We start from the raw sequence: 19,988 nt of genomic DNA, 5'->3' as shown, positions 1-19,988 counted from the left end.
TGGGGCAGGGCGGGGTGGGGGTCTACTACCGGGGGTAGGATTGGGTTTGTGACTCGGTTGGGCGATCTTGAGCGTGCGGTGATGGACGTGCTGTGGGACGTGGTCCCGGGCACGTCGGACGGTGTGACCGTGCGCGAGGTGGCCGACGCGCTCGACGGCCGCGAGCTGGCGTACACGACGGTGATGACCGTTTTGGACCGGCTCGCCGGCAAGGGCATGGTGCAGCGGGAGCGGGAGGGCCGCGCCTGGCGCTACCGGCCGGCGGCCAGCCGCGAGGCGCACATCGCGCAACTCATGCTCGACGCTCTCGACCTGGGCGGCAGTCGGGACGCCGCGCTGGTGCGCTTCGCCCGCTCGGTGACCGGCACCGAGGCCGAGGTGCTGCGGGCGGCCCTGGGCAGCGAGGCGGGGCTGAGTTCCGCCGACACCGCCACGGGCGGGGCCGACGCCCTGACCGACCGGGTGGATCGGCCGGTGGGCCGGCGGCCGGCCGGCGAGGCAGCGGAGCGGTAGGGCGCGCGCCATGGCCTACGCCGTGCACTTCGCCGCCACCATGCTTGCCTGCTATCTGACCGCGCAGGTGCTGGCCCGCTCCACCTGGACGTGGCGCAGCCCGCGGGTGGCGATCGTCTGCTGGCAGGCCGTCGGGCTGGCGTTGGGGCTCTCCGCGATGGGCCTGCCGATGGCCCTCGGGCTGGCCGCGTACGACCTGCCGACCGGCAGCGCACTGCTCGCCCTGACCACCGACCTCGTCCACGGCAGCCTGCCGATCGGAGTGACAGCCCTCCACCTCGCCGGCGTCGGGGTGGGCTTCGGCATCGGGGCGGTGCTCGTCACCACTACCGCCCGCAGCATCCACGGGACCATCCGCGCCCAGCGCCGGCACCGGGACCTGCTCACCCTGGTGGCCCGGGACGACCCGGCCGCGCCGGGGGCGCTCGTCCTGGACCATCCGAGCGCCGCCGCGTACTGCCTGCCGGGCGTCAAGCCGCAGGTGGTGGTCAGCGCGGGCACGCTGAGCCTGCTGGACCGCGCCGAGTTGGCCGCCGTGCTCTCCCACGAGCGCGCGCACGCCCACGAACGACACGATCTGGTGCTGCTGCCGTTCACCGCGCTGTGCCGGGCCCTGCCGTGGTTCGGTTGGGTCCGCGACGCGCACGAGCGGGTCGCCCTGCTGGTCGAGATGCGCGCCGACGACAAGGCACGCGAGCTGCACGCCGAGGCACCGCTGGCGGGCGCGCTACGCCGCTTCGCCGCTGCCGGGCACCGGGTCACTCCGGCCGGCGCGCTGGGCCTGGGCGACCGCGACCTGGACGTACGCGTCCAGCGCCTGCTCGTGGCCGACCGGCCGCCCCGGGTTCTCGGCGCCGCGGCCCTCGCGGTGGCCGCCACCCTTGTCGCTCTCCCGGTCACCCTCTTCCTGAGCTGACGCGCCAACCCGCTCCACCTCCGCCCCGCTGCCGGGGGTGACGGCGTGGTGTCGCCGGCGGGGCGGGCAGGTGGCCGAGTCTCCCTTTGCTCTGCTTCAACCCGCGCACCACATTCGCGGCAGAACCGTTGCGTGGGTTGAAGCAGAGCAAAGGCGGCGCACCGAGGGTGGGCGGGTGGCCACCGTCTGGCAAAGGCGTCATCACACCCTCCCGATACGCATATCTACTACGCCTCGTCGTAGCATTAACTACGACAACGCGTAGTAGCCTTCTTATGTAGGCTGGCTACGTGTAGGGTTGCTACGACAAGGGAGCCGACAGCTAGGGAGAGCCGGCCATGGACACGCTGCTCCTCGCCCGCCTGCAGTTCGCCACCACGACGTCGATCCACTTCCTGTTCGTGGTCGTCACGCTCGGGCTGGTCACGCTGCTGGTCGGGATGCAGACCGCCTGGGTGCTCACCGGCAACCCGAAGTGGGAGCGGCTGACCCGCTTCTGGGGCCAGCTCTACGTGATCAACTACGTGCTCGGCATCGCCACGGGCATCGTGATGGAGTTCCAGTTCGGGCTGAACTGGAGCGGCCTGTCGCGCTACGTCGGCAACGTCTTCGGCGCGCCGCTGGCGATCGAGACGCTCGTGGCGTTCTTCCTGGAGTCCACGTTCCTCGGAATGTGGATCTTCGGTTGGCACCGGCTCCGCAAGGGCGCCCACCTCGCGCTGCTGTGGGGCGTGGCGCTCACCGCGTACGCCTCAGCCTTCTGGATCATGGTGGCCAACTCCTGGCTGCAACACCCGGTCGGGTACGAGGTGCGCGACGGGATCGCCCACCTCACCGACTTCGGCGCGCTGCTCACCAACCCCAGCCTCGGCATGGCGTTCGGGCACGTGGTCTCCGCCGGGCTGCTGGTCGGCGGGATGCTGATGGCGGCCGTCAGCGCCTGGCACCTGATCCGGCGTACGCCCGACTTCGCGCTCTTCCGCACCTCGCTGCGGATCGGCCTCGTCACGGCGGCGTTGGCGATCACGATGGTGCAGGGCTTCGGCTTCGCCCAGTTCGGCCCGGTCGGCTCGGTGCAGCCGACCAAGTTCGGCGGGGACAGCCCGGAGGCCCGGGCGCTGATCGCCGAGTGGACCACCCGGTTCGGCCCCGGCGACTACACCCCGCCGGTCCTGTCCAGCGTCGGGCTGGGGTTCATGATCCTGATCGGCTTCACCCTCGGCTGCGTCTGGCTGCTGCTGCCCCTGCTCTTCCGGGACTGGATCATCCGGCTGCGCTTCCCGCTCTGGCTCGTCCTGCTCGCCGTGCCGCTGCCGTTCGTCGCGGTGATCCTCGGCTGGATCGCCCGCGAGGTCGGCCGCCAGCCCTGGGTGGCGTACGGGCTGCTCCCCACCGACCAGGCGGTCTCCCCCGTCGGCGCGCCGGTGATGCTCGCCTCGCTGATCGGCTTCAGCCTGCTGCTGGGCACCCTCGCCGTCACCAACTGGGTGCTGCTCGCCCGGCACGCGGGACGCGGCGCCGCCGACCCGGCCCTCGGTCGCCCACCGGCAGCGCCCGGCGAGCCGGCCCACCCCGAACCCGCCCTCGCCTGAGCGACTGAGGAGACTCACCCGTGGACCTCACCTGGTACGCCCTGCTCGGCCTCTTCTTCGCCAGTTACCTCGTGCTCGCCGGCTACGACTACGGCGTCGGGTTGCTGCTCGCCCGGGGCGGCGCCCCGGCCGGGCGGCGGGCCGCGCTCACCGCCCTCGGCCCGTTCTTCCTCGGCAACGAGGTCTGGCTGGTCGCCGCCGTGGGCATCCTGTTCGGCGCATTCCCGGTGCTGGAGGGCGAACTGCTCGCCGGCTGCTACCCGGCGGTCGCGGGTGCACTCGTCGGCGTCATCCTGGTCACCGCCGGGGTGCAACTGCGCAGCCGGCCGAGCGACGAGCGGGTCCGCGCCCGCTGGGACCGGGTCATCGTGGTCGGCAGCGCGCTCGCCGCGCTCGGGTGGGGCGTGGTGCTTGCCGCGCTGTTGCAGGGCGTGCCCCGCCAGGCCGACGGGCACGTCGCCGGGGTGTCGCACCTGGCCACCCCGTTCGCGGCGATCGTCGGGCTGACCATGGTCGCCCTGGTGGCGGTGCACGGTGCGACCTTCCTCACGCTACGGCTACCGGTCGACGCCGCCGCCGTGGCCGGTCGCACAGCCCGCCGGCTGGTGCCGGTGGCGCTCTGCGCGGTCGCCGCGGCCACCGTCGTGGGCCTGCTGTCCTCCCGGGTACGCGACGCCGTGCAGCGACCGGCGGTGGGCGTACTCCTGCCGGTGTTGCTGGTGGCGGCGCTGCTGGCGGCCCGCGCGGCGCTGGCGCGGCGGCGGCCGGGGTGGGCCCTGATCGCCACCGGCGCGGCCCTGGCGCTGCCGGTGGCGCTTGTCGGCGCGGCCCTCTGGCCCTACGTGCTGGTGTCCACGGCCGACCCGGGCGCCTCGCTGACGGTGGCCGACGCCGCCGCCAGCGCGCCGACGCTGCGGCTGCTTGGCTGGGTGGCGCTGCCGCTGCTGCCGGCCCTACTAGGCTTCCAGGCGATGTGCTGGTGGGTTTTCCGGGGACGGACCGAAGGCAGGGCACCGGTGTACTGGTGAACCGCCGTCCCTTCGACCCGCGTCTGCTGCGTCGGGTCCCCGCGGCCCGGCGCGATCTTGCCGTGCTCGCGCTCCTCGGGGTGCTCGCCGCCGCGTTGATCGTCGCGCAGGCCACCGCGCTGGCTTCGGTGCTGGCCACCGCCTTCGACGGGCGGCTGAACCGGTCGGCACTTGCGGGTCTCGTGGTCGCGGTCGCCGCCCGGTCGGCGCTGGTCTGGGCACAGGGCACGGTCTCCGCGCGGGTCGCCGCCACGGTCAAGGCCACGCTGCGGGCCGACCTGCTCGGCGCGGTGGGACGGCACGGGCCGGGCTGGGTGGCGGGGCAGCGGGCCGGCGAGCTGGCCACGCTCGCCGGGCGCGGCCTGGATGCGCTGGACGCCTACTTCACCGGGTACCTGCCGCAGTTGGTGCTCAGCGTGACGGTGCCGGTGGCCGTGCTGGCCCGCATCGTCGTCGCCGACTGGGGCTCGGCGCTGATCATCGCGTTGACGCTGCCGCTGATCCCGGTCTTCGGGGCGCTGCTCGGCTGGCAGGCGCAGGCCGCCACCGAACGGCAGTGGCGTCGGCTGGCCCTGCTGGGCGGGCACTTCCTGGACATGGTCGCCGGGCTGCCCACCCTGCGGGCGTTCGGCCGGGCCCGGGCGCAGACCGAGGTGGTCCGCCGGATGGCCGACGGGCACCGGGTCGCCACCATGAAGACGTTGCGGATCGCGTTCCTCTCCGCGCTGGTGCTGGAGCTGGTCGCCACCCTCTCGGTGGCCCTCGTCGCGGTGCCGGTCGGCATCCGGCTGCTCGGCGGCGGCCTGGCCCTGCACACCGCGCTGCTGGTGCTGCTGCTCACCCCCGAGGCGTACCTGCCGCTGCGGGCCGCCGGCAGCCGCTTCCACGCCAGCATGGAGGGGCTCACCGCGCTTGACGAGGCGCTCACCGTCTCGGCCGCGCCGGCCACCCCGCGCGCCGCAGAGGGCGCGGCCACCCCGGACGGTCGCGGTGAGATCCGGTTCGAGGCCGTGACCGTGACGTACGAGCGGACCACCGCGCTGCGCGACGTGACACTTACCGTCCGACCCGGTGAACGGATCGCCGTCATCGGGCCCAGCGGCGCCGGCAAGAGCACCCTGCTCGGTCTGCTGCTCGGCTTCGTGACCCCGACCAGCGGCCGGATCACCGTCGACGGCGTCGACCTCGCCACCGCCGACCCGGACGCCTGGCGTCGGCAGCTCGCCTGGGTGCCGCAGCGCGCCCACCTCTTCGCCGCCTCGCTCGCCGACAACATCCGGCTCGGCGCACCGGACACCCCGCCCGAGGCACTCGCCGCCGCGGTCCGCGACGCGGCCCTCGACGACGTGGTGGCCGGCCTGCCCGACGGGCTGACCACGCTGCTCGGCGAGCGCGGGCACGGCCTGTCCAGCGGCCAGCGGCAACGCGTCGCACTGGCCCGGGCGTTCCTGCGTGACGCCCCGGTGGTGCTGCTCGACGAGCCCACGGCGCGGCTGGACACGGCCGCCGAGGCGGTGGTGCTCGACGCCACCCGCCGGCTGGTCACCGGACGGACGGCGCTGCTGGTGGCACACCGGCCGGCGCTGCTGGCCGACGCCGACCGGATCCTGCGCATCGAGGACGGCCGGGTCACCGAGCTGACGCCCGAACCGACAGGCAAGGCGACCCGATGAGCGCGGCACCCGAGTCGTCGGCGACAGGTCCGGGTCCGCTGGACGCGGTACCGGAGTCGGCCGACGCGGTGGCCGGGCGCTTGACCGCCGAGCGCGCGGTGCTGCGGCTGGCCCGCCCGTACCTGGGTCGACTGGCCGGCGCCGGGCTGCTCGCCGCCGCCACCGAGTTCGCCGGGCTCGCCCTGATGGCCACCGCGACGTGGCTGCTGATGAGCGCCGCCGGGCGGCCTCCGCTGGACCGTCTGACCGTGGCGATCGTCGCGGTCCGGGCGCTGGCGATCAGCCGGGGCGTGTTCCGCTACACCGAACGACTCGCCGGGCACGACGCGGTCCTCCGCATGATCACCGACGTCCGGGCCCGGGTCTTCGCCACCCTCACGGCCCGTCGCGACGCGCAACACCGCTCGGGGGACGTCCTGAGCCGGCTGGTCTCCGACGTCGAGGCGGTCCAGGACCTGCTGCTGCGGGTGCTGGTGCCCGCCTCGGCGGCGGCAGTGGTCGGCGTGCTGGCGGTGGCCGGGGCGGCGCTGATCTCGCCTCCGGCCGCCGGTGTGCTCGCGCTCGGGCTCGTGGTCGCCGCTGTGGCGCTGCCCGCGCTGGCCACCGTCATCACCCGGCGCAGCGCGGCCGAGGTGGCCCCGCTGCGCGGCGCCCTGGCCACCGACGCCGTCGACCTCACCCACGGCGCCGCCGACCTGGCCGCGTTCGGGGCTACCGACGCCGCGCTGCGCGCCGCCGAGCAGCGGGCCGGCCGGCTGGCCCGACTGGAGCGCCGGCTGGCCGCCACCGGCTTCGCGGTGGACGCCGCCGGAGTGCTGGTCGCCGGGCTCACCGCCGCCGCGGTGGTGCTTGTCGCGCTGGCGTCCGACGTGGCGGGCGTCCTGGTCGGGGTGCTGGCCGTCGGCACCCTGGCCGCCGTGGAGGTGGCGCTGGCAGTGGTCTCGGCCGCCCGGCAGTGGACCCAGCTGCGGCCCGGCCTGGCCCGGGTGGCAGCCCTCCTCGACGCCGACACTCCCACTCCCACGCCCTCGCCCGCTCCTCCGGTCACCGACCCGGCCGACCCGCACGACCTGCGCTTCGTCGAGGTGAGCGTGCGGTACCGGACCGGCGCCGCACCGGCACTGGACCGGGTGAGCCTGGACCTGCCCGCCGGGCGGCGCATCGCCGTCGTCGGTCCGAGCGGCGCCGGCAAGAGCACCCTGGCCGCCGTGCTGACCGGGGCGGTCCGACCCGCCTCCGGCCACGTCACGCTGGCCGGCCGCGACCTGGGCACGTACGCGGAGGAGGAGCTGCCCCGCAGCGTCGGCGGACTGCTCGCCGAGGCGTACGTCTTCCATGCCACGGTCCGCGAGAACCTGCTGCTCGGGCGGGCCGGGGCCGACGAGGACGAGTTGACCGCAGCCGTGACGGCCGCCGGCCTGCTGGACTGGGTACGCGCCCAGCCGGCCGGCTGGGACACAGTGGTCGGCGAGGAGGGCGGCCAGCTCTCCGGCGGCCAGCGGCAACGACTCGCGCTGGCCCGCGCCCTGCTCGCCGCGCCGCCGGTGCTGGTCCTCGACGAGCCCACCGAGGGGCTGGACCCGGCCGCCGCCGACGCGGTGCTCGCCTCCGCCCTCGCGGCCACCCCCGCCGGGCACTCGGTCCTGCTGATCAGTCACCGGCTCAGCGGGCTGGCCGACCTGGACGAGATCGTCGTCCTCGACGGCGGCCGGGTGATCCAGCGCGGCCGGCACGCCGAGTTGGTCGCGGCCCCCGGCTGGTACCGGGACCAGTGGCTTCTGCAGGTGGCGGCCGAGCGCGGGTACCTGGCCCTCGCTCCCTGACCCGCTTCGGGGACGGACCAGGGTTCTCCCCGACGTGGGTGCCCTCGCGTCCGTGGCAGTCTGGTGTCATGCGGCATGCTGAGGGCTTCCTGGTCGAGGAGCACCTGCGGGAGCTGGAGTCCCGGTTGCAGGGGCCGGCGCGGCTGAAGACCGACCTGCTCACCGAGGCGCGGCACGATCTGCTGGACGCCGTCGACGCGTACCGCGAGAGCGGTGTGCCGCCCACGGAGGCGCAGCGCCGGGCGGTGGCCGAGTTCGGCTCACCGGCGCAGTTGCTGCCCTCCTGGCAGGCGGAGCTGGCGGTGGCCGCCCTGCGCGGCCTGTCCCTGCGGATGCTGGCCGTGGCCGGGGTCCTGGTGGCGGCCGGCGACCTGACCTGGCGCGGGGCGAGCTGGAGCGCGGGGCCGCAGCCTCCGGCGCTCTACCGGCTGCTGTCCGCCTCGGTCGACTGGATCTGGCTCGGTGAGCTGCTGCTGGCCGTGACCGGCCTGCTGGTGGTCTGGGCGAGCGCTCGATCATCGCGACCCGGCCTGGCGGCGGCGCAGCGTGCGGTGGGCACCGCCCTGACCGGAACGCTGGCCCTCGGCATCGTGGCCGGCGGGGCTCTCTTCACCTGGTCGATCGATCTGTGGGACGCGGCGCTGACGTGGCCGCCGATGATCGTCGGCATGGTGGTGGCGGGTGGGGCGTACTTCTCCCTGACCCGCGCCGCGCGTGTCTGGCTGCGGGCCACCGCCCGCTGACCCGGCCCATTATCGCCCGGCCGCCGGCGGCTCAGGCGGGGGTGACGGGCGGACTGCCGGGGTCGAGGAAGCGGCCGACCGTCACGCGGAACTCCTGCCATCCGGCGCGCTCACCGGCCAGCGCCCGGCGGCCGGAGTCGGTGAGCTGGTACGTCCGCCGCTCCCGACCGTTGACAGTGCTCCAGGTGCTCGCCACGTGACCGGCGCGCTCGAGCCTGCGCAGCGCCGGATAGATCGTGCCGGTGGGCAGGTCGAGACTGCCGTCACTGCGCGCCCGTAGGGACTCGATGATGGCGTATCCGTGCAGCGCGCCCTGTTCGAGGACGGCGAGCAGAAGGGCGTCGAGGTGGCCGTGCAGCGCCTGGGCCTTCATGTGTAGCTACGCTACTTGTCGAACGCCCGGATCGCCACCGTCGCGCACGCGCAGGTCCGACACGTCGCCCGGCCGGCCACCGGGGTGCGGGCACCGGGCTTCCCGAGCCGCCGACTAGGGTATGTGCCCAGAGTCACTCGTCGGTCGAGACGCCGGCGGGTGGGCAACCCGAAGCACACGGAGGTCAGCGTGGCCCGCCAGTCGCCCCAACGGCCCGACGCCGACGAGCCCGAGCTCGACGACACCACCGGCCCGGCCGAGCCAGACGAGGCCGACGAGGCCGACGACACCACCCGCGCGTCGGCCGACCGGTCGCTCTGGGACGAGGTGCGGATCGACCCGGTGGAGATCGCCCTGCCCGCCGGCACCGGTTTCACGCTGCGGGCGTACCGGCCGGCCGGGTCGCTGACCCCGACCGACGTGACCGAGCGCGACCAGGACGACCCGTTCCTCGCCCGCCGGCAGGTGATCGAGGAGGAGGACGACGAGACCGTCGTCATCCTCGACGAGGAGCTGGCCGAGGAGTTCGCCGACAGCGACGAGGACGAGTCGTCACGCCGTCGCCGCGACAGCGCCACGGACGCCGACGCGACCGCCGACGATGACGACGAGGCCGAGGCCGAGGACGCCACCGACGAGGCGGACGACGAGGAGGTGCCGGTCTTCCTCAGTCACCGGGGCAAGCTGCTGCTGTTCAAGACCCCCGAGTCGCTTGTCAGTTTCATCCGTTCCGGGGCCCCCAACGATCTGTCTCAACTGGACAGCTGGAATGAATTGTCCGAACGGGTGGAGCCGGCCGACATCGCTCCGCTCGACGAGGACACCTACGAACTCGACCTCGTCGTGGAGAACCTGCGCGGCGGTCACGACAGCTGGGATTCGACCCTGCTGATCGAGGCCGGCGAGGCCGCCCGCGACCTGTCGTACGCGTTGCGCCTGCCTGCGGTTCTGGACATGCTCTCCGCCGGCTCCAGCCTCGACGACCTGGACGAGGCGCTGCGTGCCACCGCCAACGGCGGGATCGGCGCCTTCATGGGCCGGCGTCGGTTGAAGAAGATCGGGGCACAGACCGCGAGTTTGGGTTGGCGCACCATTGTCGGCAAGATCTCTGCGGTGGTGGACTGGCGCGACTGACCCGTACCGGGGAGCATCAGTTGCTGGCAGTAGGAAGACCTGTCCCGGGAGGAGGACGACGCCGTGGCGCTCGTGCGCGTTTACTGCGGTCTGGCCTCGGCGGATCCGGCTGACCGACCGGCCTCGGCCGGTTCGACGCTGACGTCCGCTGTGGTCGACGACGCAGGCCGTCTGCTGCATGTCTGCGAGATCGGCGACGACGCGGCTGGCTACGCCCAGCTCGTCGCGCTGCTCGTGGAGCGGTCGGGCGGGCCGAGCGGTGCGGCCATCGCCGCCGACAGCGACGACCACACGGTCACCTCGCTGTTGAGCGCGGCGGGTCGACCCCTGGCGATCGCCGACGACGACTCGGTGGACGACTTCGCCGAGCGGTTCGCCGACGACGACTCGCTGGAGGAGATGCAGTCACCCCCGGCCGAGCGCCGGGCCGTCGGTCTGGCCCGCGCGTTGCAGGCCGGCGCGCTCTCCGCCGTCACGCTGCCGGCTCCCCGGGACCTCGCCGGCTACAAGCAGGTGCTCTCCGCGCACGCCGCCCTGGCCAGCGGCCGGCACTCCGCCGCAGTGGCGCTGCGCGAGGTGTTGCGCGAGCTCTACCCGGCGGCCCTGCGCGCCTATCCGGACCCGGCCGAGCCGGTGTCGCTGGCAGTGCTGGACGCGCTGCCCGAGCCGGGCATGCTCGGCGGCACCATCGCCCGCGGCCGCGAGGTGTCAGTCGCCGCGGACGCCATCGCCGCGCATCTCGCGGCGGACGGGGTCGCCGACGCCGAAGAGATCAACGAGGCGGTCACCGCGCTGCGGGTCGCCATCTCGGAGACGCCGCGCCGCGCCGCCGTCAACCGGGCGCTCACCTCCGCCGTGGCCGAGACCGTCCGCCAGGCCGTCGCCTCCGTACGCGCCTGCGACGCCGGCTGCGAGGCCCTGGTCAGCGCGCTCAGCGCGCGGGTCAGCACGCCCGCACCGGCCCCCGGCCGCCGGGCCGCCGCCCGTCGTGGCGAGTCGGTAGGCGAGCTGACCGGCCTCGCCGGCACCAGCGCCGGTCTGCGCTCCGTCCGGCCGACCCCGGTCGCCGCGGAGCCGACACCCGTCACCGGCCGACGCAGCCGACCGGAGCCGGCACCGGGCAGCGCCCCGCTGGCGTCGCCGCGCCCGCTCGGGCCGCCGCCTGTCGCACCCGCCCCGGTCACCCCGCCGCCTGTCGCACCCGCGCCGATCGCACCGGCCGCGGTCGCCGGCCCGCCGGTGTCCGCGCCTCCCGGGCGTGCCGAGCCCACCCCGAGCCGGATCGACGGCCCGACCAACCGGCCGGTCTCGTCGCCGCCGCCCCCGCCGCCGGGGATCACCCCCATCGCGCCGGCCCAGCGCGGCGCCGTGCCGCCGGCGGAGGCGGGCGAGCCGTTCCGACCGACGCTCACCACGGCCGCGATCAACCACGCGCGGGCCGAGCGGCAGCGCACTGTCATTCCGCCCCGCCCGAAGACCAACGGCGAGCGGCAGAGTCACGTGCAGCGGCCGGTCGAGGAGCCGCCCACCGGCGGGTTCAGCGCCACCGACCTCAGCATTCCGGTGCCCGCCCCCCGGCCGGGTCAGGAGTCGGCACCCCCGGGTTCCCGGGCGAACTGGCCCCTGGTCAACAACCCGGAGGACCCGGCCGACAGCTCGCCGAACAACCCGGTCGCCTACCCGTACGGCGGTGGCCGCGTCGAGGCCCCGACCGACCCGGGTCGGGCCGATGGTCGGGTCACGCCGCCCTGGCTGGCCGACGACCTGCCCCAGGAGCCGCCCATGCTGCGGCTGGTCGAGCCGCCGCCGCTGGCGGACCGGGCACTGCGGGAGGGGCTCAACCCGCCCCCCGGTGACCCCCGCCTGGAGACGCCGCCGCTGCGGCTCGTCGACCGGGAGCAGGCCGCCCGCAACGACCGTCAGGCGCCCCGCGTCGAGCGGGCCGCCGAGCACCGGCCGCCTCCCCCGCTGGAGCGTCGGCCGGCACCTCCGGTCGAGCACCGGCCGCCGCCGGTCGCCGACGAGGGCGACGGTGACTTGCTGATCTTCGCGCAGGCCAAGTCGGCGTGGTTCGTCGGGCACACCGAGGAAGAGTCCGACCTGGACTGGTCGACCACTGCCGACACCGGATGGCAGGCCGCCGAGCAGGCCGCCCGTCCCGCGGTGGGCGCCGAGACCAACGCCGGGCTGCCGAAGCGCGTCCCACAGGCCAATCTGGTCCCGGGTTCCCCGCTGCGCGAGGAGCGCCCGCTGCGCATAGTGCGTGACGCGGCGAGCCTCGCGGAGAACACCACCGGCTACTTCCGCGGCTGGCGTCGCGGGCAGGAGATCGGCGGGTTCGCCGTGGGTGGCCGGCCGGGCCGGGAGGCCGCCGGTGGCTGGGACTTCAGCCGCGACCACGGGGACCGTGACGACGACCGGGAGTACGAGTACCGCTCGGCCGGCTACCAGTCCTGAGCGCGCCTCTCCCGTACGCGTTTCTTCCGCCCCCAACCGGCACACCGGCTGGGGGCGGAAGTGCGTTCAGGAGCCAACCAGAGCGGCCCTGCGCACACGCGGGTACGGCGGCTCGACCCACCGGGGTGCAAACGCAAAGAGATCCCGGCAGGAGACCGCCCCCGAAGGGGAGGTCGAGACCTGCCGGGATCTCTTGAGGCGAGCCGTTCCCACCCCGGGCAGCAGTCAACGCCCGGTGGCGGCCAGGGCCACCACCGGGCGCGAGAGCGTCCCGGTCAGGCCGGGGCGACGGCGCGCGTACGGCGCATGGTGAGCACGTACTCGACGAGCGAGATCAGCACGTGCTTCGTCGACTCCCGGTTACGGGCGTCGCAGGCCACCACCGGCACGTCGCTCGAGATCGCCAAGGCGTCCCGGACGTCCTGCGGGTCGTGGTACTGCATCCCGTCGAAGCAGTTGATGGCCACCAGGTACGGCAACCGTCGGTGCTCGAAGAAGTCGATCGCCGCGAAGCAGTCGGCCAGCCGGCGGGTGTCCACCAGCACGACCGCACCGATCGCGCCCCGCACCAGTTCGTCCCACATGAACCAGAATCGGGTCTGACCCGGCGTACCGAACAGGTACAGAATCAGGTCACGGTCGATCGAGATCCGGCCGAAGTCCATGGCCACCGTGGTCGTCGTCTTGCCCGGCACCTGCCGGGTGTCGTCGACGCCCACGCCAGCGGAGGTCATGATGGCCTCGGTGGTCAGCGGCGTGATCTCCGAGACCGAGCCGACCAGCGTCGTCTTACCGACGCCGAATCCACCGGCGATAACGATCTTCGCCGACGTCACGCGCCCACTCGGGTTCGGTGGGCGGTGCGACATGTCAGAGCCTGCGAAGTCCACTCAGCACCCTCTCCAGCAGTTCAGTGCCCACCGCGTCGTCGGAGTCGTCCAGGATGGTCGGCTCGTGGACCGCGACCAGGCCGTCCGTCGCCATGTCGGCGATGAGCACCCGGGCCACACCGAGCGGGAGCTGCATCCGCGCCGCGATCTCGGCGAGCGATTGCACGCGTCCGTCACACAGCGCGGCGATGTACTGGTGTTCGCGGCCCTGGCCACCGTTGCCATTGGCAGTGGCCCGGCCGCGCACCGTCGTCTCGACGAGCGCCTCCAGCGCGATGTCGAGCCGGGGACGGGTTCGACCACGGGTCACGGCGTATGGACGGACCAACGCTCCGGTCGGTTCGTCACGATCGGCCATGTCGCCGCTCACCTCCTTCGCACCCCGTACCGGCTCCCACCGGTGGAACTCGTCGTTCTTGTCGTTTCAAATGCGCCGACCGCACGATCGGCGGGACGTCAGCCCAGCATGCCCGCGGCCGCACGCGGCTGCGGGGTCAGGGCGTCGCCCACCCGGTCGACCAGGAGCGCCATCTCGTAACCGACCTGCCCGACGTCGGAGCTGCGGGCAGCCAGTACGGCGAAGGACGAACCATCCGAGATGGACATCAGGAACAGGAAGCCATTGTCCATCTCCACGACGGTCTGGAGCACCGCGCCTCCCTCGAAGCAGCGGGCTGCCCCCTGGGTCAGGCTGACCAGACCGGACGCGATCGCGGCGAGCTGGTCGGCCCGGTCCCGCGGCAGATCCCGTGACGACGCGAGAAGCAGGCCGTCCGCCGAGACGGCGACCGCATGTGCGACACCGGGCACCCGGTCGGCGAAGTTGGCAAGCAGCCAACCAAGATCCTGCGTAGTTGTCATCCTTCTTGCTCCTTCTGCCCGCTCCCGGCCGCTGAGCCTGAGCCAGACTGCGAGGATTGCTGCCCTCCCGGAGTCGCCTCCGGGCTGGTCGGGTTGTCCGAGGTGCTACGCCCTCGCTGCACGCCCCGGTGGTAGGCGGAGAGCAGGCCACGGACCGCCTCCGGGGAACGTCGCTGGACCGAGGTGGCGGGCTTCTCCACCGCGCCCGGCACCAGCTGCGCCATCGGCTTGCGCTTCGGCAGACCGGTCGTGGTGGTCTCGTTCACCGGCACCGCGGTGGCGGCTGCCGAGGCGGCACGCCAGCCGTCGTCGGCGGCGGTCTGCCAGCCGTTGGTCTGCGATTGGGGCCGGCGGTTCGGCAGGCTCTCGGCGAGCCCGGGGCGGTTGCCCCCGTTCGCTGTCGACCCGTTGTCCCGCGGCGCTCCTCCGGCCGTCGGAGTGTCTGCCATCGGCGTGTTACCTGTCGTCCCGGGTGATGTCTTGTGGACTGCCCGACCGGTGGCCTCGACCGTCGCGAACTGCTGGGTCGCGTCACCGCCACCGCCGTTCGCCGCCGGCTTGTCGGCGGCTGCGGCCTCTTCCGAACCCGGACGGCGGGTACGGAACCAGGCGGACTCGAGCTCCCGGAAGATCGGCAGCTCCATGGTCTCGTCCGCGTACCGCTGGCGGTTCTGGGCCTGCTGCGGTGTCGGTCGGGTCTGCGGCGGCGACGCCTGGGCCTGCCGAGCCTGGGCCTGCGGGGCCGGAGCCTGCTGAGCCTGGGCCTGCGGGGCCTGGGCCTGCTGAGGCTGGGGTGCCCGGGTCGGCGGCTGGGCCGCGGTGCTCGGCTGGTCGCCGGGGCGCGGGATCCGGGGCAGCTCCGTCGTCATGTCCAGAGCGGCGGCGAGCCGCTCGGGAACCGGCGGGGTCTGCGCGTCCCGCTCGCCGCCGGGCACCGGCGGCCAGGCCGGCGGGGCCGGGGCGTTGGACGCCGGGGCGGGCGGGGCGGACCGGGGCGTGAAGCCGCTGAACGACTGGCCGGAGGCCGGCGGCGCCGAGTACGGCTGACCGGACGCCGGGGAGGCCGAGACCGGCGACGCCGACACCGGCGGACCGGCGTACGGCTGACCGGAGGCGGGAGCGGCGGACACCGGCGGGCTGCCGTACGGCGCACCCGAGTAGGGCTGACCGGAGTACGGCTGGCCGGATGCCGGCGAGGAGGAGACCGGCGCACCGGAGTAGGGCTGCGCGGAGACCGGCGGCGCGGAGTACGGGTACGCCTCCGGGCTGCTGGGCAGCTGCCGGGGGATGGTCGGCTGCTGACCGGTGGTCGTCGGCTCGTCGCCGGCCCGGCGCTGCGGCAGCGGGTCGATGGACTGGCCGTTGGCCGTGCGGGGCGTGAACCCGTCGCCGCCGTTGACCCCGTTCGTCGCGCTCGCGCCGGTGAGGTCCGACCAGGCGGGCATCGAACGGTACGCACCGGTGTTGGCGGGCGTGCCGGCGCCGTTGCGCGATGCCGGGTCGAACGGCCTACCGCCCAGGGTGACCTGGTTGCCGGACTCGCCGGGACGGGGCCCGTTGCCCAGCGCGGGCAGCGCGCCGAGGACCGGCGAGGGTCCACCGTGCTGCGGGCCGGCGGCGGGCAGGGCCGGCGGCTGCTGCACCCGGCCGGAGAGCGCCCGGGGCACCAGCACCGAGGTGGGCAGGGTCACGTCGGCGACCGTGCCACGGTCCGCGCCGGGGCGCAGCTCGACGCGGACGCCGTGCCGCGACGCCAGGCGGGCGACCACGACGAGGCCCATCATCCGGGAGACGGCCACGTCCACCTGCGGCGGCGTCGCGAGCTTGTCGTTGAGCTCGTGCAGCTGCTCGCGGCTGATGCCGATGCCGCGGTCCTCCACGTAGAGCGAGGCGCGGTCACCGACCCGGCGGGCCTCGACCATGACCTGCGAGTCCGGAGGAGAGAACGCGGTGGCGTTGTCGAACAGCTCGGCGACGAGGTGCACCAGGTCGTTGACCGCGTGCGCGGCGACCTCGATGTCACGGTCGATGACCCCGAACTCGATCCGGGTGTAGTGCTCGACCTCGGACTGTGCCGCACGCAGCACGTCGATGAGCGCGGCCGGCTCGCGCTGCACGCGTGTGGAGTCGGCGCCCGCGAGGACGAGCAGGTTCTCGTCGTTGCGGCGCATCCGGGTGGCCAGGTGGTCGAGCTGGAACAGCTCGGCCAGGCGGTCCGGGTCCTCCTCGCCACGCTCCAGCCGGTCGAGGTGCCCGATGAGGCGGTCGACCAGGATCTGCGAACGACGGGCCAGGTTGACGAACATGGTCGCGACGGAGGCACGCAGAGCAGCCTGCTCGGCGGCCGTCCGGACGGCTTCCAGGTGGACGGCGTTGAACGCCTCGGTCACCTGACCGAACTCGTCCTTGCTGCGGACCGGCAGCGGCTCGGCGATCTGGTTGGCCAGCTGCACCGGGGAGAGCTGCCCGACGACCTGCGGGTCACGGAGTCGGGCCACCGCCTGCGGCAGCCCGTACTGGGCGACGGAGAGGGCACCCTGGCGCAGCTCACGCAGCGAGCGGGCCATCGAGCGGGCGACCAGGTACGCGAAGAGGATCGACAGCAGCAGCATGCTGAGCAGCAGGCCGGTCTCCAGGAACACCTGGCGCTGAACGTCCGAGCGCAGGTTGTCGGCCTCGGCGACCACGTCGCTGTCGAGCTTCGTCTCGACGGTACGGATCAGCTTGGCGTTGGCCGTCATGGCCGAGTCCCACTGGTCCGGGCCGAACGGGGCGCCGCGCATGTCGCCTGTGGTGTTGCCGTCGATCCAGCCGACGTAGTTCTGCGCCTCACGACGGTCGCCGCCGGCGACCGTCTGGTCGTGGAACTTCGCCTCGTCCGGGGTGGCGACGGCCTTGAAGCTCTGCAGCGCCTGCTGCTGGCCCGTGCCGCTGGCGATGTAGTCGGTGCGCAGCGCCGGCGTCAGGCGCTGGCCGCCCTGCACGCCCAGCGCGCGGTGCACGACGACGCGGCGGACGGCGAGGAACTCCTTCTCGCGGGCGACCGCGGCGGCGGCGCGCATCCGGTCGCTCAGGTCGCTGTTGCCGGCGAGCTGGGTGGCCGAGTCACGGATGGCGAGCAGGTCGTTGATCAGACCCTCGTACGCCTGGATGGCCTCGGCGAGCTTGAGCTTGCCGTTGAACACCTGACTGCGGACGCCCGGCAGCTCCTGCAGGTTCTGGTCGATGCCGTCGAGCAGCCCTTCGAGGCTGCTCGGCAGGTCCTCGACCTCACCGCGCTGCTGCCGGTACGGGCCCGTGCGCTGGTCGACCCGGGAGTTCACCCGGTTGTAGGCCTCCTGGTACTGCGCCTTCGGCTGCGTTCCCGTGGCCTGCAGCAGCAGGACGGCGGTGGTCCGCTCGTCCTGCAGCGTGTCGACCAGGTCACCCGAATAGCTCGACAGGTTGGCCAGGTCGCCGGCTCGGTTGGCATTGTTGAGCGTCTCCAGGTGGTCGACGAGACCACTGGTGCCCACCACGACCGTGGCGATGGTCGGCACGATCATGATGAGACCGAGCTTGGACCAGATCGGCATGTCCCGGAGCCGGCTGGCCGGCCGGCGCAGCCGCGACAGGAAGGAGCCCGCCGTCTTTGGCCGTTTGCTCACGTCACCGCCCTCGCGATTACAGCTTGAACGCGTTGCCCCGGGCAACGCCCAGCGACCGACCCGGCGGGTCGGACCCCCGAGATTCCATCACGCCGGTCGACAAGAAGAAAGCCCAGGTTGTCACCGGCTCAAGGTGTGATGAGATGTTGATGCGATTTGATAGCAGTCCGTCTGGCCGGAGTAACTGAAGGTAATGGAACATCCCCACCGCGTTGTCCTGCTCGCCGGCCCCTCAGGCTCCGGAAAGTCGTACATAGCGCAGCAAACCGGGTTGCCGGTGCTGTGTTTGGACGACTTCTACAAGGACGGCGATGACCCTACGTTGCCGCAACGAAACGGCCAGGTCGATTGGGAATCACCGCAGTCCTGGGACGCCTTGACCGCCGTCGAAACGATTGCCCGACTTGCCCGCGACGGTCGTGCCGATGTGCCGGTTTATGCGATCGGCGCGGATCGACGGGTGGCCACCCGGCCATTTGATGTCGACGGATCGCCACTTTTCGTAGCCGAAGGGATTTTCGCCGCCGAGATCGTCGAGGAGTGCCGCCGCCGCGGGCTGCTCGCCGGGGCATACGCGCTGCGCCGCCCGCGCGGGGCGACCTTCCTGCGCCGGCTGGCCCGCGACCTTGCCGAGCAGCGCAAGGCCCCCCGGGTGCTGGTCCGGCGTGGCGTGGCCCTGCTGCGGGCGGAGCCCGCGGTGCTGCGCCGGCAGATGGGGCTGGGCGCCGAGGCGGCCCGCGCCCGCGAGGTGCTGCGCCGGGTGGCCGGCCTGCTCGCCGGCCACCCGCACGGCTGAGGCGGTCAGGGCAGCAGCTTGGCGTACGCCGGCTTGATCACCTCGTCGATGATCCGCAGTCGCTCGTCGAACGGGATGAAGGCGCTCTTCATCGCGTTGATGGTGAACCACTGCAACTCGCGCCAGCCGTAGCCGAACGTCTCCACCAGCAGCGACATCTCCCGCGACATGGAGGTGCCGCTCATCAGCCGGTTGTCGGTGTTGACGGTGGCCCGGAACCGCAGGTCCCGCAGGAGCCCGATCGGGTGGTCGGCGATCGAGGCCACCGCGCCGGTCTGCACGTTCGACGAGGGGCACAGCTCCAGCGGGATCCGCTTGTCCCGCACGTACGCGGCCAGCCGGCCGAGCGAGCCGTCGGGGGCGATGTCGTCCACGATCCGTACGCCGTGGCCGAGCCGGTCCGCGCCGCACCACTGGATCGCCTGCCAGATGGACGGCAGCCCGAACGCCTCACCGGCGTGGATGGTGAAGTGGAAGTTCTCCCGCTGGAGGTATTCGAAGGCGTCCAGGTGCCGGGTGGGCGGGAAGCCCGCCTCGGCGCCGGCGATGTCGAAGCCGACCACCCCGGCGTCGCGGTGCCGCACGGCCAACTCGGCGATCTCCTGCGAGCGCGCTGCGTGCCGCATGGCGGTGAGCAGGGTGCCCACCCGGATGGTCAGGCCGGCCTCGGCGGCCTGGGCGGTGCCCTCGGCGAACCCGGCCAGCACGGCCTCGACCACCTCGTCCAGGCTCAGGTCCCGTTCCAGGTGCTGCTCGGGAGCGAAGCGCACCTCGGCGTAGACGACCCCGTCGGCGGCCAGGTCCAGCGCGCACTCCCGCGCCACCCGACGCAGCGACGGCCCGGTCTGCATGACCGCCACGGTGTGCGCGAACGTCTCCAGGTACCGCTCCAGCGACCCGGAGTCGGCAGCCTCGACGAACCAGCGCCCGAGCGCCTCCGGGTCGGTGGTGGGCAGTTCGTGTCCCACCTCCGCGGCCAACTCGACGATCGTCGCCGGCCGCAGCCCGCCGTCGAGGTGGTCGTGCAGCAGCGCCTTCGGGACCTTGACGATGTCCTCGTACCGGATAGTTGCGACCATGCTCAGACCCTAGTCAGCCTGCTGGGGCCGGCCACGTCAGCCCGCTCATCCGGGCCAGCCGTAGACGCGGTCGACGGCGAGCCGCAGGACCACCCGCCCGTCGGCGACCATTGCGGCGCGGTAGTCCGCCCAGTCCGGGTGTTCGCCGCGGATCCCCCGGTAGACCTCGACCAGTTCGTCGACCGCCGCGTCGCCGGTTGCCGCTGCCGGCCCGGCGAACGTCACGGTCCCCTCGGCGACCGCGTACGCGCCGCCGTCCGGCGTGGTCACGTGGAAGCTGGCCCGGGGGTCACGGCGCAGGTTGCGCACCTTCGCCCGGTCGCCTGTGGTGGAGCAGCGGATCAGCCCGGGTTCGGCCAGGTAGTCGAGGTTGGACAGTTGGGGTCGGCCGTCGCGGCGCAGGGTGACGAGCACCCCGCGTCCGCGGGTGCCGAACAGGTCCCACAGCGGATTCGTTGACATG

At 73.5% G+C, this 19,988-nt stretch carries 17 protein-coding genes; 10 read left to right on the top strand and 7 right to left on the bottom strand.

Annotated elements, in window-relative coordinates:
* Positions 1-48 precede the first annotated feature (48 nt).
* The 7 genes from MILUP08_RS05410 to MILUP08_RS05380 all read left to right on the top strand — a co-directional run bounded on the left by MILUP08_RS05410 (position 49) and on the right by MILUP08_RS05380 (position 8,288).
* Positions 49-513 (top strand): BlaI/MecI/CopY family transcriptional regulator, encoded by a 465-nt coding sequence (locus MILUP08_RS05410; RefSeq protein ID WP_039905425.1) that lies wholly within the window; start codon positions 49-51, stop codon positions 511-513.
* A gap of 10 nt (positions 514-523) precedes the next feature.
* Positions 524-1,429: a M56 family metallopeptidase gene (locus MILUP08_RS05405; RefSeq protein ID WP_007455482.1), complete on the top strand. Its 906-nt coding sequence runs from the start codon at positions 524-526 to the stop codon at positions 1,427-1,429.
* 338 nt (positions 1,430-1,767) lie between these two features.
* Positions 1,768-3,021: a cytochrome ubiquinol oxidase subunit I gene (locus MILUP08_RS05400; RefSeq protein ID WP_007455478.1), complete on the top strand. Its 1,254-nt coding sequence runs from the start codon at positions 1,768-1,770 to the stop codon at positions 3,019-3,021.
* Positions 3,022-3,041: 20 nt separating this feature from the next.
* The gene (locus tag MILUP08_RS05395) at positions 3,042-4,049 is read left to right on the top strand and encodes a cytochrome d ubiquinol oxidase subunit II (protein ID WP_007455476.1); all 1,008 of its coding nucleotides are present in this window, start codon (positions 3,042-3,044) and stop codon (positions 4,047-4,049) included.
* Positions 4,046-5,722 (top strand): thiol reductant ABC exporter subunit CydD, encoded by a 1,677-nt coding sequence (gene cydD / locus MILUP08_RS05390; RefSeq protein ID WP_039905421.1) that lies wholly within the window; start codon positions 4,046-4,048, stop codon positions 5,720-5,722. Before MILUP08_RS05395 ends, cydD begins: the two co-directional genes overlap by 4 nt.
* Positions 5,719-7,545 carry a thiol reductant ABC exporter subunit CydC gene (gene cydC, locus MILUP08_RS05385; protein ID WP_007455472.1) on the top strand — a complete coding sequence of 609 codons (1,827 nt, stop codon included), beginning with the start codon at positions 5,719-5,721 and terminating at the stop codon, positions 7,543-7,545. Before cydD ends, cydC begins: the two co-directional genes overlap by 4 nt.
* Before the next feature lie 68 nt (positions 7,546-7,613).
* Positions 7,614-8,288, top strand: coding sequence for a permease prefix domain 1-containing protein (locus tag MILUP08_RS05380; RefSeq protein WP_007455471.1), 675 nt, complete (start codon positions 7,614-7,616; stop codon positions 8,286-8,288).
* Positions 8,289-8,319: 31 nt separating this feature from the next.
* On the opposite strand, the gene MILUP08_RS05375 is transcribed toward MILUP08_RS05380, so the two are convergent.
* Positions 8,320-8,661, bottom strand: coding sequence for a PadR family transcriptional regulator (locus MILUP08_RS05375; RefSeq protein WP_007455469.1), 342 nt, complete (start codon positions 8,659-8,661; stop codon positions 8,320-8,322).
* Positions 8,662-8,820: 159 nt separating this feature from the next.
* Here MILUP08_RS05375 and MILUP08_RS05370 point away from each other — a divergent pair, with 159 nt between their 5' ends.
* Together MILUP08_RS05370 and MILUP08_RS05365 are read left to right on the top strand one after the other, a co-directional pair.
* Positions 8,821-9,795 carry a hypothetical protein gene (locus tag MILUP08_RS05370; protein ID WP_007455467.1) on the top strand — a complete coding sequence of 325 codons (975 nt, stop codon included), beginning with the start codon at positions 8,821-8,823 and terminating at the stop codon, positions 9,793-9,795.
* 39 nt (positions 9,796-9,834) lie between these two features.
* Positions 9,835-12,252, top strand: a complete 2,418-nt coding sequence (locus MILUP08_RS05365) for a hypothetical protein (RefSeq protein WP_039905418.1) — start codon at positions 9,835-9,837, stop codon at positions 12,250-12,252.
* Positions 12,253-12,527: 275 nt separating this feature from the next.
* Here the strand turns inward: MILUP08_RS05365 and MILUP08_RS05360 are convergent, their stop codons facing one another.
* The 4 genes from MILUP08_RS05360 to MILUP08_RS05345 form a co-directional block, all read right to left on the bottom strand.
* On the bottom strand, positions 12,528-13,121 hold the full coding sequence (locus tag MILUP08_RS05360) for a GTP-binding protein (protein ID WP_007455465.1): 594 nt from the start codon (positions 13,119-13,121) through the stop codon (positions 12,528-12,530).
* Between the two features lies 1 nt (position 13,122).
* Positions 13,123-13,500 (bottom strand): DUF742 domain-containing protein, encoded by a 378-nt coding sequence (locus MILUP08_RS05355; RefSeq protein ID WP_007455464.1) that lies wholly within the window; start codon positions 13,498-13,500, stop codon positions 13,123-13,125.
* Positions 13,501-13,598: 98 nt separating this feature from the next.
* Positions 13,599-14,003, bottom strand: a complete 405-nt coding sequence (locus MILUP08_RS05350) for a roadblock/LC7 domain-containing protein (protein WP_007455462.1) — start codon at positions 14,001-14,003, stop codon at positions 13,599-13,601.
* Positions 14,000-17,650: a sensor histidine kinase gene (locus MILUP08_RS05345; RefSeq protein ID WP_007455460.1), complete on the bottom strand. Its 3,651-nt coding sequence runs from the start codon at positions 17,648-17,650 to the stop codon at positions 14,000-14,002. The genes MILUP08_RS05350 and MILUP08_RS05345 overlap by 4 nt, the downstream gene beginning before the upstream one ends.
* Positions 17,651-17,927: 277 nt before the next feature.
* Between MILUP08_RS05345 and MILUP08_RS05340 the strand changes: the two genes are divergently transcribed.
* On the top strand, positions 17,928-18,446 hold the full coding sequence (locus tag MILUP08_RS05340; protein WP_237747235.1) for an ATP-binding protein: 519 nt from the start codon (positions 17,928-17,930) through the stop codon (positions 18,444-18,446).
* A 5-nt stretch (positions 18,447-18,451) separates the two neighbouring features.
* On the opposite strand, the gene MILUP08_RS05335 is transcribed toward MILUP08_RS05340, so the two are convergent.
* Together MILUP08_RS05335 and MILUP08_RS05330 are read right to left on the bottom strand one after the other, a co-directional pair.
* Entirely contained in the window at positions 18,452-19,525 is a 1,074-nt protein-coding gene (locus MILUP08_RS05335; RefSeq protein ID WP_007455456.1) for an adenosine deaminase, read from the bottom strand.
* Between the two features lie 45 nt (positions 19,526-19,570).
* Positions 19,571-19,987, bottom strand: a complete 417-nt coding sequence (locus MILUP08_RS05330; RefSeq protein WP_007455454.1) for a PPOX class F420-dependent oxidoreductase — start codon at positions 19,985-19,987, stop codon at positions 19,571-19,573.
* Position 19,988: the final 1 nt, after the last annotated feature.

The sequence above is a fragment of the Micromonospora lupini str. Lupac 08 genome (assembly GCF_000297395.2).
GTDB lineage: Bacteria > Actinomycetota > Actinomycetes > Mycobacteriales > Micromonosporaceae > Micromonospora > Micromonospora lupini.
The sequence above is the reverse complement of the archived record's forward strand: the minus strand, read 5'-3'. Positions and strand labels throughout refer to the sequence as shown.